11 protein-coding genes and 1 other annotated feature are annotated in these 12,513 nt (G+C 56.9%); of the genes, 10 read left to right on the forward strand and 1 reads right to left on the reverse strand.

Features of this window, described 5'->3' with window-relative positions; genetic code table 11:
* From dnaA to SP68_RS00040, 8 genes are all read left to right on the forward strand, one after another.
* The gene (gene dnaA / locus SP68_RS00005; RefSeq protein ID WP_012540254.1) at window positions 1–1,404 is read left to right on the forward strand and encodes a chromosomal replication initiator protein DnaA; all 1,404 of its coding nucleotides are present in this window, start codon (window positions 1–3) and stop codon (window positions 1,402–1,404) included.
* 4 nt (window positions 1,405–1,408) lie between these two features.
* A complete protein-coding gene (gene dnaN, locus SP68_RS00010) occupies window positions 1,409–2,509 on the forward strand; it encodes a DNA polymerase III subunit beta (RefSeq protein ID WP_008806743.1) in 1,101 nt (366 codons plus the stop codon).
* A gap of 146 nt (window positions 2,510–2,655) precedes the next feature.
* Window positions 2,656–3,729, forward strand: a complete 1,074-nt coding sequence (gene recF, locus SP68_RS00015) for a DNA replication/repair protein RecF (RefSeq protein WP_012967007.1) — start codon at window positions 2,656–2,658, stop codon at window positions 3,727–3,729.
* A 28-nt stretch (window positions 3,730–3,757) separates the two neighbouring features.
* Window positions 3,758–6,172 carry a DNA topoisomerase (ATP-hydrolyzing) subunit B gene (gyrB, locus tag SP68_RS00020; RefSeq protein ID WP_012540255.1) on the forward strand — a complete coding sequence of 805 codons (2,415 nt, stop codon included), beginning with the start codon at window positions 3,758–3,760 and terminating at the stop codon, window positions 6,170–6,172.
* Window positions 6,173–6,372: 200 nt separating this feature from the next.
* Window positions 6,373–7,185 carry a sugar-phosphatase gene (gene yidA, locus SP68_RS00025; protein ID WP_008806746.1) on the forward strand — a complete coding sequence of 271 codons (813 nt, stop codon included), beginning with the start codon at window positions 6,373–6,375 and terminating at the stop codon, window positions 7,183–7,185.
* A gap of 149 nt (window positions 7,186–7,334) precedes the next feature.
* Window positions 7,335–8,417 carry a hypothetical protein gene (locus SP68_RS00030; protein ID WP_072194065.1) on the forward strand — a complete coding sequence of 361 codons (1,083 nt, stop codon included), beginning with the start codon at window positions 7,335–7,337 and terminating at the stop codon, window positions 8,415–8,417.
* Window positions 8,414–9,547 carry a BamA/TamA family outer membrane protein gene (locus SP68_RS00035; RefSeq protein WP_022064567.1) on the forward strand — a complete coding sequence of 378 codons (1,134 nt, stop codon included), beginning with the start codon at window positions 8,414–8,416 and terminating at the stop codon, window positions 9,545–9,547. Before SP68_RS00030 ends, SP68_RS00035 begins: the two co-directional genes overlap by 4 nt.
* A 77-nt stretch (window positions 9,548–9,624) precedes the next feature.
* Entirely contained in the window at window positions 9,625–10,851 is a 1,227-nt protein-coding gene (locus tag SP68_RS00040; protein ID WP_008806749.1) for a DUF3748 domain-containing protein, read from the forward strand.
* Between the two features lies 1 nt (window position 10,852).
* On the opposite strand, the gene SP68_RS00045 is transcribed toward SP68_RS00040, so the two are convergent.
* The gene (locus SP68_RS00045) at window positions 10,853–11,185 is read right to left on the reverse strand and encodes a YceK/YidQ family lipoprotein (RefSeq protein ID WP_004151524.1); all 333 of its coding nucleotides are present in this window, start codon (window positions 11,183–11,185) and stop codon (window positions 10,853–10,855) included.
* Window positions 11,186–11,429: 244 nt separating this feature from the next.
* Window positions 11,430–11,505, forward strand: a sequence feature (ROSE (Repression Of Heat Shock gene Expression) occurs in the 5'-region of heat shock genes and acts as an RNA thermometer to modulate expression.).
* On the opposite strand from SP68_RS00045, the gene ibpA reads away from it, so the two are divergent.
* On the forward strand, window positions 11,499–11,912 hold the full coding sequence (ibpA, locus tag SP68_RS00050) for a small heat shock chaperone IbpA (protein WP_004151523.1): 414 nt from the start codon (window positions 11,499–11,501) through the stop codon (window positions 11,910–11,912). It overlaps the preceding feature by 7 nt.
* 116 nt (window positions 11,913–12,028) lie before the next feature.
* Window positions 12,029–12,457, forward strand: coding sequence for a small heat shock chaperone IbpB (gene ibpB, locus SP68_RS00055; protein ID WP_008806750.1), 429 nt, complete (start codon window positions 12,029–12,031; stop codon window positions 12,455–12,457).
* Window positions 12,458–12,513 lie beyond the last annotated feature (56 nt).

The following is a 12,513-nucleotide window of genomic DNA, read 5'->3' on the forward strand; positions in this document are numbered from 1 at the left end:
GTGTCACTTTCGCTTTGGCAGCAGTGTCTTGCCCGATTGCAGGATGAGTTACCAGCCACAGAATTCAGCATGTGGATCCGCCCATTGCAGGCGGAACTGAGCGATAACACGCTGGCACTGTATGCGCCAAACCGTTTTGTGCTCGACTGGGTAAGGGACAAATACCTCAATAATATCAATGGACTCCTCAATGACTTTTGCGGTGCTGATGCCCCGCAGCTGCGTTTTGAGGTGGGTGCTAAGCCAGCCAGCTCGCTGCAGAAAGGAGCGGTAAGCCCGGCTGCGGCGGCCATTCCGGCGGCGCAGGTGCAGACCGCGCGTGTGGCGCCGACGATCGTGCGCCCAGGCTGGGATAATGTCCCGGCGCCAGCGGAGCCGACCTACCGCTCTAACGTTAACGTGAAACACACGTTTGATAACTTCGTCGAAGGTAAATCTAACCAGCTGGCCCGCGCGGCGGCGCGTCAGGTGGCGGATAACCCGGGCGGGGCCTACAACCCACTGTTCCTTTATGGCGGCACCGGTCTGGGGAAAACCCACCTGTTGCACGCGGTGGGTAACGGCATTGTGGCGCGTAAGCCGAACGCCAAAGTGGTCTATATGCACTCCGAGCGTTTCGTCCAGGACATGGTCAAAGCGCTGCAAAACAACGCCATCGAAGAGTTTAAACGCTACTACCGATCCGTTGACGCCCTGCTGATCGATGACATTCAGTTCTTTGCTAATAAAGAGCGATCCCAGGAAGAGTTTTTCCACACCTTCAATGCCCTGCTGGAAGGTAATCAGCAGATCATCCTGACGTCGGATCGTTATCCAAAAGAGATCAACGGCGTAGAAGATCGTCTGAAATCCCGCTTCGGCTGGGGTCTGACGGTGGCGATCGAGCCGCCGGAGCTGGAAACCCGCGTCGCGATCCTGATGAAAAAAGCCGATGAAAACGACATTCGCCTGCCGGGCGAAGTGGCGTTCTTTATTGCCAAGCGACTGCGCTCAAACGTGCGTGAGCTGGAGGGGGCGCTGAACCGCGTTATCGCCAACGCCAACTTCACCGGCCGGGCGATCACCATCGATTTCGTGCGCGAAGCGCTGCGCGATCTGTTGGCGCTGCAGGAAAAACTGGTCACCATCGACAATATTCAAAAGACGGTGGCGGAGTACTACAAGATTAAGGTAGCGGATCTGCTGTCCAAGCGCCGCTCCCGTTCGGTGGCGCGTCCTCGCCAGATGGCGATGGCGCTGGCCAAAGAGCTGACCAACCACAGCCTGCCGGAAATCGGCGATGCGTTTGGCGGCCGCGACCATACCACCGTGCTGCACGCCTGCCGTAAGATTGAGCAGTTGCGTGAAGAAAGCCACGACATTAAAGAAGATTTTTCCAATTTAATCAGAACATTATCCTCGTGACGCTATGAAATTTACCGTAGAACGTGAACATTTATTAAAACCGCTGCAACAGGTGAGCGGTCCGTTAGGTGGTCGTCCGACGCTGCCCATTCTCGGTAACCTGCTGCTTCAGGTCGCGGACGGCGCACTGTCGCTGACCGGTACCGATCTTGAAATGGAGATGGTGGCGCGCGTGGCGCTGGTTCAGCCGCACGAAGCGGGCGCAACGACCGTTCCGGCGCGTAAATTCTTTGATATCTGCCGCGGCCTGCCGGAAGGCGCGGAGATCGCGGTTCAGCTGGAAGGCGATCGGATGCTGGTGCGTTCCGGCCGCAGCCGCTTCTCGCTGTCGACGCTGCCTGCTGCCGATTTCCCGAATCTGGATGACTGGCAGAGCGAAGTGGAATTTACCCTGCCGCAGGCGACCATGAAGCGTCTGATCGAAGCCACTCAGTTCTCGATGGCGCACCAGGATGTTCGTTACTACTTAAACGGCATGCTGTTTGAAACCGAAGGCAGCGAACTGCGCACGGTGGCCACCGATGGTCACCGCCTGGCGGTCTGTTCGATGCCGCTGGAAGCGTCGCTGCCGAACCATTCGGTGATCGTGCCGCGTAAAGGGGTGATTGAGTTGATGCGGATGCTCGACGGCGGCGATACCCCGCTGCGCGTGCAGATTGGCAGCAACAATATCCGCGCTCATGTGGGCGATTTTATCTTTACGTCGAAGCTGGTTGATGGCCGTTTCCCGGATTATCGCCGCGTATTGCCGAAAAATCCGGATAAACATCTCGATGCTGGCTGTGACATTCTCAAGCAGGCCTTCGCCCGCGCGGCAATCCTCTCGAACGAGAAATTCCGCGGCGTGCGGCTGTACGTCAGCGAAAATCAGCTGAAAATCACCGCTAACAACCCGGAGCAGGAAGAGGCGGAAGAGATCCTTGACGTGACCTACGCCGGAACGGAGATGGAGATTGGCTTCAACGTTAGCTACGTGCTGGATGTGCTCAATGCGCTGAAATGCGAGAATGTGCGCATTCTGCTGACGGATTCGGTGTCGAGCGTGCAGATTGAGGATGCGGCTTCACAATCCGCCGCCTATGTCGTCATGCCTATGAGATTGTAGTGGAAAATATCAGGCTATCTTACTTGCCATTTTCAACCTGGGCTGTGCTCGCCCCTGTCACGTACTTCGTGTACGCTCCAGGGTCTGCGCGCAGTCCGCGTTGAAACTGGCTGCGCCGATAACGCCCTGGCCCAAAGAACGCTGATATGTCACTGACGCGCTTGCTCATCAAAGACTTCCGCAATATTGAAAATGCGGATCTCGCTTTATCTCCCGGCTTTAACTTCCTGGTTGGCGCGAACGGCAGCGGCAAAACCAGCGTGCTGGAAGCTATCTATACGCTCGGTCATGGCCGGGCGTTTCGTAGTTTGCAAATTGGCCGGGTGATCCGCCACGAGCAGGAGGCTTTTGTCCTGCACGGCCGCCTGCAGGGCGAAGAGCGGGAAACCGCCATCGGCCTGACCAAAGACAAACAGGGTGACAGCAAGGTGCGCATCGACGGCACTGACGGCCACAAAGTGGCGGAGCTGGCGCACCTGATGCCGATGCAGCTGATCACGCCGGAGGGGTTTACTTTACTCAATGGCGGCCCCAAATACAGAAGAGCATTCCTCGATTGGGGATGTTTTCATAACGAAGCCGGATTCTTCACCGCCTGGAGCAACCTGAAGCGCCTGGTCAAGCAGCGCAACGCCGCGCTGCGTCAGGTCAGCCGCTATGCCCAGCTGCGACCGTGGGATCTGGAACTCATTCCGCTGGCGGAACAAATCAGCCGCTGGCGTGCCGAATACAGCGCCGCTATCGTCGAAGACATGGCGGATACTTGTCAGCAATTTTTACCGGAATTCACGCTCACCTTCTCTTTCCAGCGCGGTTGGGAAAAAGAGACCGACTACGCGGAGGTGCTGGAGCGGAATTTCGAGCGCGACAGAATGTTAACCTACACCGCCCACGGCCCGCATAAAGCGGATTTCCGTATTCGCGCCGACGGGGCGCCGGTGGAAGATACCTTGTCGCGCGGGCAGCTTAAGCTGCTGATGTGCGCCCTGCGTCTGGCGCAAGGAGAGTTCCTCACCCGCGTCAGCGGGCGGCGCTGCCTGTACCTGATAGATGATTTTGCCTCGGAACTTGATGATGCCCGCCGCGGTCTGTTATCCAGCCGCCTGAAAGCGACGCAGTCGCAGGTTTTCGTCAGCGCGATCAGCGCTGAACACGTTATGGACATGTCGGACAAAAATTCGAAGATGTTCCGCGTGGAAAAAGGTAAAATAACGGATTAACCCAAGATTAAATGAGCGAGAAACGTTGATGTCGAATTCTTATGACTCCTCCAGTATCAAAGTCCTGAAAGGGCTGGATGCGGTGCGTAAGCGCCCGGGTATGTATATCGGCGACACGGATGACGGCACCGGTCTGCACCACATGGTATTCGAGGTTGTGGATAACGCTATCGACGAAGCGCTCGCGGGTTACTGCAAAGATATCGTTGTCACCATCCACAGCGATAACTCCGTCTCCGTACAGGATGACGGTCGCGGCATCCCAACCGGCATTCACCCGGAAGAGGGCGTCTCCGCAGCGGAAGTTATCATGACCGTCCTGCACGCCGGCGGTAAATTTGATGATAACTCCTATAAAGTGTCCGGCGGTCTGCACGGCGTAGGCGTCTCGGTGGTTAACGCCCTGTCGCAGAAGCTGGAGCTGGTTATCCAGCGCGATAACAAAGTCCACAAACAGATTTATGTGCACGGTGTACCGCAGGCGCCGCTGGCGGTGACCGGCGAGACCGATAAAACCGGCACCATGGTGCGTTTCTGGCCGAGCCATGAAACCTTCACCAACGTTACTGAATTCGAATATGACATCCTGGCAAAACGTCTGCGCGAGCTGTCGTTCCTGAACTCAGGGGTCTCTATCCGCCTGCGCGATAAGCGCGACGGCAAAGAAGATCATTTCCACTACGAAGGCGGCATCAAGGCGTTCGTTGAGTATCTCAACAAGAACAAAACGCCGATCCATCCGAATATCTTCTATTTCTCCACCGAAAAAGACGGTATCGGCGTGGAAGTGGCGCTGCAGTGGAACGACGGTTTCCAGGAAAACATCTACTGCTTTACCAACAACATTCCGCAGCGTGATGGCGGTACTCACCTGGCGGGCTTCCGCGCGGCGATGACCCGTACCCTCAACGCCTACATGGATAAAGAAGGCTACAGCAAAAAAGCGAAAGTCAGCGCCACCGGCGACGACGCGCGTGAAGGTCTGATCGCCGTGGTATCGGTGAAAGTGCCGGATCCGAAATTCTCCTCACAGACCAAAGACAAGCTGGTCTCCTCTGAGGTGAAGTCTGCGGTAGAACAGCAGATGAACGAACTGCTGAGCGAATACCTGCTGGAAAACCCATCCGATGCGAAAATCGTAGTCGGCAAAATTATTGACGCCGCGCGCGCCCGTGAGGCCGCACGTCGCGCCCGTGAAATGACCCGCCGTAAAGGCGCGCTGGATCTGGCAGGCCTGCCGGGCAAACTGGCGGATTGCCAGGAACGCGACCCGGCGCTGTCTGAACTGTACCTCGTGGAAGGGGACTCCGCGGGCGGCTCTGCTAAACAGGGTCGTAACCGTAAGAACCAGGCGATCCTGCCGCTGAAGGGTAAAATCCTCAATGTTGAGAAAGCCCGCTTCGATAAAATGCTCTCTTCCCAGGAAGTGGCGACGCTGATCACCGCCCTTGGCTGCGGCATCGGCCGCGATGAGTACAACCCGGATAAACTGCGCTATCACAGCATCATCATCATGACCGATGCGGACGTCGACGGCTCGCACATTCGTACCCTGCTGTTGACCTTCTTCTACCGTCAGATGCCGGAAATCGTCGAACGCGGCCATGTCTACATTGCCCAGCCGCCGCTGTACAAAGTGAAGAAAGGCAAGCAGGAACAGTACATTAAAGACGACGAAGCGATGGATCAGTATCAGATCGCTATCGCTCTTGACGGTGCGACCCTGCATACCAACGCCAATGCGCCGGCGCTGGCGGGCGAACCGCTGGAAAAACTGGTTGCCGAGTTCAACGCCACCCAGAAAATGATTGGCCGCATGGAGCGCCGCTTCCCGAAAGCGATGCTGAAAGAGCTTATCTATCAGCCGACCCTGACCGAGGCCGATCTGGCTGACGAGCAGAAGGTAACCCGCTGGGTGAACACCCTGGTTTCCGAGCTGAATGAGAAAGAGCAGCACGGCAGCCAGTGGAAATTTGATGTCCGCGAGAACAGTGAATTGCAGCAGTTTGAGCCGATTATCCGCGTCCGTACCCACGGGGTGGATACCGACTATCCGCTGGATAACGAGTTCATCATGGGGCCGGAATATCGCCGTATCTGCACCCTGGGCGAGAAACTGCGCGGCCTGATGGAAGAAGATGCCTACATCGAGCGCGGCGAACGCCGTCAGCCGGTAGCCAGCTTCGAGCAGGCTCTCGACTGGCTGGTGAAGGAGTCCCGTCGCGGTCTCTCCATCCAGCGCTATAAAGGTCTGGGCGAGATGAACCCGGATCAGCTGTGGGAAACCACCATGGATCCGGACAGCCGCCGCATGCTGCGCGTAACCGTTAAGGATGCGATCGCTGCCGACCAGCTGTTCACCACCCTGATGGGCGATGCCGTTGAGCCGCGTCGCGCCTTTATCGAAGAGAACGCCCTGAAAGCGGCGAATATCGATATTTAAGCTGCGTATTTCCCGGTAACGCGTTTTACCGGGGCAACAGGATGTGTAAGCCCGGTCGCATTGCGTGACCGGGCTTTTTTTTGCTGCTAAAAGGGGATTCTTCGCTCCCGCTTCCATCCCCCTTTCCGGCCGACACTTTTACTGTTTTTTGAGCGGAATCGCGTTAGCATGAGGGAAGACTCATCTTACCCGGGGATCCTATGGCTATTAAACTGATTGCAATCGATATGGACGGCACGCTGCTGCTGCCAGACCATACCATCTCTCCTGCGGTGAAAGCCGCCATTGCCGCGGCGCGCGAGCGGGGTGTCAACGTGGTGCTGACCACCGGTCGCCCTTACGCTGGCGTCCACAGCTATCTGAAAGAGCTGCATATGGAGCAGCCGGGTGATTACTGCATTACCTACAATGGCGCGCTGGTGCAGAAGGCCGGTGACGGCAGTACCGTTGCGCAAACCGCGCTAAGCTATGACGACTATCGTTTCCTCGAGCAGCTCTCCCGCGAGGTTGGCTCTCACTTCCACGCGCTCGATCGCAACACGCTCTACACCGCGAACCGCGATATCAGCTACTACACCGTCCACGAATCCTACGTGGCGACCATCCCGCTGGTGTTCTGTGAAGCGGAAAAAATGGACCCTGAGATCCAGCTGCTGAAGGTGATGATGATCGATGAGCCGGCGATCCTGGATAAGGCCATCGCCCGTATCCCGGCGGAAGTGAAAGAGAAGTACACCGTGCTGAAAAGTGCGCCGTACTTCCTCGAAATTCTGGATAAACGCGTCAATAAAGGCACTGGCGTGAAGTCCCTGGCCGATGCGCTGGGTATCAAACCGGAAGAGATTATGGCGATTGGCGATCAGGAAAATGATATCGCGATGATTGAGTTTGCCGGCGTCGGCGTGGCGATGGATAACGCCATTCCCGCGGTCAAAGAAGCGGCGAACTTCATCACCAAATCTAACCTCGAAGATGGCGTCGCCTTCGCCATTGAAAAATACGTTTTAGCGTAAGCGTTCTTCAGGCCCGGCGTTGTCCGGGCCGATCTTCTCTTTTTTCATGAACAGATGTTAATCCGCATTTAAATCCCTTATTCCGTACAGGGGATTCTATAAGCTACCCGCCCTCTTTTTCGCCATGCTTCACTAACATCATAATTTTCATGAATATATACCACCGTTTGATGTTGGTTGCGCTGCCATTCGCCTCTGTACAGATTTGCGTGGCCGCGGAATCAACGGCGCCGCTTGAGCCGGTATACGCCTATCACGGCGCAGAACCGGCGGATCTGCCTGCGCCGGTCAAAACCGAGACCGCAGTAGCGGAACCAACCGCGATATTGCCTTTTTTAGGCGATGAGGCCAGAAAGCGCGGCTACGTCCTGCCGCTGCCGTTTGGCGTCAGCATGAACTATATGGATATGCGGCAGAATATTAATGTCGACAGCATTAACTTCACCGGGCTGTCGCTGGATGGCCGTAACATCGATTGCGGTAAGGATCCTGTCTGCAAACACGCCGTGAATAACATTTTCGCTAATGGGCCGGTCTCGCTGGATAACGCCTTCCAGATTGGCGTCGGTAATACGCGGGAAAGCAGCAAAACCGAGACGCTTAAGCTGGATGCCTGGCTGCTGCCATTTATGAACGTTTATGGCCTCGTCGGACACACCGAAGGGCATTCGATTTCGCAGATTGCCGTTGGTCTGAAGGGGCCAAACGGTAAAGTAGTGCCCCTGCCGGGGATGCAGGATCTCGACTTTCGTCTCGATTTTAAAGGCACCACCTACGGGATGGGCACCACCCTGGTGGGCGGCATCGGCAACTGGTTTACCGTGCTGGACGCCAACTACACGCAAACGCGCTTTGATATCCTCGACGGCAGTATCGACGCGTTTACCTTTTCGCCGCGCGTAGGCTATCGTTTTAATACGCCATCGGTCGATACGCTGCATCTCCCCGCCGGAAAGCTGAACCTGTGGGTCGGCAGCATGTATCAGGACGTACAGCAGGAGTTTAAGGGCAGTCTCAACGATCTCTCAATGCCGTCGCCGATGCTGCAAAATATGGTCAATCTGGCCAATCAGGACAATAACGGCCGCTTCGATGTGAAACAGCATTTACAGTCGCCGTGGAACGTACTGGTGGGCGCGCAGTACGAGCTGACGCAGCATTTCAATATTACTACCGAGTTTGGCTTTGCCGAACGTAACAGTTTTTTTATCGCCGGTGAGTATCGCTTTTGAGCCGACCGTTTATCCTTTTTCTGCTGCTGATGGCCTACCCGACAGGCAGCCAGGCCGAGACGCTCAGCCGCGAGAAAATCGACGGCTGGCTGCAGCATCTCGGCGCCAGCGATAAGTTCGACGCCAGCAAAGGCATCGACTGGGGCGTGATGCCCGGTCCGTTCTATACGCCGGAGCTGGGGCTGGGCATCGGCACCGCGGTCGTCGGCATGTATCGCCCCGATCCGCAGGATACCACCAGCCAGAATTCCACCCTGACGCTCAGCGGCTACGCCAGCTCCACCGGCGCGTTTGGCCTCAGCGTGAAAAACTACGCCTTTTTCGATAACGATCTGTGGCGCGTATTTGTTGAAGGGTCGATGGCCAATACCCCGACTTACTACTGGGGGCAGGGTTTTCACGCCGGAGATAAAGACAACGAGAAGGAAAAATATACCGCCCAGGTGCTGACCCTGCGCCCGACAATCTACCGGCAACTGATCGACAATGTTTATCTGGGCACGGGGTGGTCGCTGGCGGCGCAGAATGCCGATGAGATGGACCACGACGATTTACCGAAAATAGAAAGTACCCCACAGGGACCGTCGGTATTCAGCTCTGGCGCCAGCATCGATATCAACTGGGACGATCGCGACTTTGTCCCCAACCCGCGCCGGGGCCAGTATGCCAACTTCCGCTACACCCATTACGCGCCCGGGTTAGGCAGCGATACCCGTTTTGATGAATTTCAGCTGCACTATAGCCATTATCATGCCCTGAGCGAGAAAAGCGTGCTCGCCTGGGAGGCCGATGGCGCCTTCACCCAAGGGGATGTACCGTGGAGCATGATGCCTCTGCTGGGCGGCGATGAGCGGATGCGCGGCTACTATCAGGGGCGCTACCGGGATAAAAACGTCGTTAGCAGCCAACTGGAATACCGTCGGCAGCTCACCTGGCGGCACGGGATTGTGGCCTGGGTCGGGGCGGGAACCATGGGGCCGTCGCTGTCATCGCTGAACAATGGCCGCTGGCTGCCTACCGGCGGCGTTGGCTATCGTTTCGAGTTCAAGCCGCGGGTCAATATCCGTCTTGATTACGGCATCGGCAAAGGCAGCAGCGGGTTCTATTTCCAGGTTGGAGAAGCGTTTTAAGCACATTGTCGGGCATTCAACCCCGCGCGGATTGCGGTATGCTAAAGCCACTCTTATATCGGCCCGGTCAGCACGCCATGAAACAAGTTACCTTTGCCCCTCGCAACCACCAGCTCACTAACACCCGCACCTGGACCCCCGACAGCCAGTGGCTGGTGTTCGACGTCCGCCCGTCCGGCGCGTCGTTTACCGGCGAAACCATTGAGCGAGTGAACGTAAACAGCGGTACTGTGGAGACCGTCTATCATGCCACGCAAGGCGCGCGCGTTGGCGTGGTGACCGTGCATCCAACCCAGGAGCGCTATGTGTTTATTCATGGCCCCGAGCAGCCGGATGCGCAGTGGCAGTATGATTTTCATCATCGCCGCGGGGTGGTGGCCTTTCAGGGGGCCGTCGAGAATCTGGACGCCATGGACATTACCGCCCCTTACACGCCCGGCGCGCTGCGCGGCGGCAGCCACGTCCATGTCTATAGCCCCAACGGTCAGTTCGTCAGCTTTACCTATAACGACCACGTGCTGCACGAGCGCGACCCGGCGCTGGACTTGCGCAACGTCGGTGTGGCGGCGCCATATGGGCCGGTGACGCCGCAGGGAAAGCATCCGCGCGAATATAGCGGCAGCCACTGGTGCGTGCTGGTAAGCCGCACGACACCGACTCCCGTGCCGGGCAGCGATGAGATTAATCGGGCCTATGAAGAGGGGTGGGTCGGGAACCATGCGCTGGCGTTTATTGGCGATACCCTGGCGGAAAATGGCGATAAAGTGCCTGAGCTGTTTATTGTCGATCTGCCGCAGGATGAAGCCGGCTGGAAGCAGCCTGGCGGGGCGCCGCTGGCCGGTACCGCAACCACAATGCCGGCGCCGCCGGCGGGCGTCAGTCAGCGTCGTTTGACCTTCACCCACCATCGCCGCTACCCGGGACTGGTGAACGTCCCGCGCCACTGGGTGCGCGCCAATCCCCAGGCGACGGCGATAGCCTTTCTGATGCGCGATGACGCCGGCGTGGTGCAGCTGTGGCTTATTTCACCGCAGGGGGGCGAGCCGCGTCAGTTGACGTATCATGCGTCGGGTATCCAGTCGGCGTTTAACTGGCATCCATCAGGAGAGTGGCTGGGCTTTGTGCTGGAGGATCGGATTGCCTGCTGTCATGCCGGCACAGGCGATATCACCTTTTTAACCAAGGTGCATGCGCATGCGCCCTCGGCTGATGCGATCGTCTTTTCGCCAGACGGTAAACAGATTGCCTGGATGGAGGAGGTGGACGGTTATCGCCAGCTGTGGGTCACACAGACCGGACGATAACTTACTGGGCAGGCATCGGCGCTGGCGGTATCACCGAGTTGGTCGCCAGCGTGGCCTTCTCGCTTTTTTCGACCCGTGATTTGATTGAGCTGTCGGTGCGGAACATATCCCACGGCAGCAGCAGGGTATCCATGACGGCGGTGAACGGCATGTCCAGCGCCACCAGTGATTTCACACCCCAGTTGGTATCGCTGTCTCCCAGCGTTTGCGCACTGGATCGCGTGCCCGGATAGGTTCCCTCTTTGCCACCGGTATGTGACATTACGCTGGAGCAACCGCTCAGGCTTATTATCCCGCTGAACAGGACCAGCTTTAACAGTCGTCTGCTTTTCATTGTTCTTCCATCGTCGTTTCGGGCGTTGAGATAACCTTCAGCGGTTATATCGGGCCAACCCGTGAATGCATAGCGTTATTGCGCCGCACTGTGGCGGGCATCGCACTTTGCTTTTTGTGCTCCTCCCCCCAGTCTAAGCAATCATCGGCAAACTGCAAAAAAATTCGCCCTCAATCCCTTGAAAAGCACGGGGAGAAACCCATTTTATAGGTGTAACCCACTGAGAATACGCCTGAGGGGTATTCCGGATTACCGAGGCCTGTCCACGATGGAAGGTCATTTGATTCTCGCTGATTTTCAGGAGCTATTTACTATGCGTAACTTCGATCTCTCCCCGCTATATCGTTCAGCCATTGGTTTCGACCGCCTGTTCAACCTGCTGGAAAACAATCAAAGCCAGAGCAACGGCGGCTACCCTCCGTATAACGTCGAGCTGGTAGACGAAAACCACTATCGCATCGCTATCGCGGTGGCTGGCTTTGCTGAAAGCGAGCTGGAGATCACGGCCCAGGACAATCTGCTGATCGTCAAAGGCGCCCACGCCGCCGAGCAGAAAGAGCGGACCTACCTGTATCAGGGGATCGCCGAGCGTAACTTCGAGCGCAAATTCCAGCTGGCGGAAAATATTCACGTCCGCGGCGCCAACCTGGTGAACGGCCTGCTGTATATCGATCTGGAACGCGTGATCCCGGAAGCGAACAAGCCGCGCCGCATCGAAATCAACTAATTGTCCGTTTCAGGCCGCGTGGCGGCCTGATGTCACAACCTGCTCGCCGTCAGGGAGCAGATGCGAATTTACAGAATTCGCAGGTATTCACTCGCTTCTTAGAAGGAGAAAACACTATGCGTAACTACGATTTATCCCCCCTGCTGCGTCAATGGATCGGTTTTGACAAACTGGCCAACGCCCTGCAAACCGCCGGTGAAAGCCAGAGCTTCCCGCCCTATAACATCGAAAAAAGCGACGATAACCACTATCGCATTACCCTTGCGCTGGCCGGTTTCCGTCAGGAAGATTTGGATATTCAACTGGAAGGCACCCGTCTGGTGGTGAAAGGCACGCCGCAGCAGCCGGAAAAAGAGACCACATGGCTGCACCAGGGGCTGGTGAGCCAGGCCTTCAGCCTGAGCTTCACCCTCGCCGACAACATGGAGGTCTCTGGCGCGACCTTCACCAATGGCCTGCTGCATATCGATCTGACCCGCAATGAGCCTGAGCAGATTGCCCCGCAGCGTATCGCCATCAGCGAACGACCGGCGCTAAATAGCTAATAAAGTAACCTACTGATAAGGCCCCGTTTTTCGGGGCTTTTTTGTGCCGGTCTGTT

This window comes from Klebsiella variicola (genome assembly GCF_000828055.2).
Lineage (GTDB): Bacteria > Pseudomonadota > Gammaproteobacteria > Enterobacterales > Enterobacteriaceae > Klebsiella > Klebsiella variicola.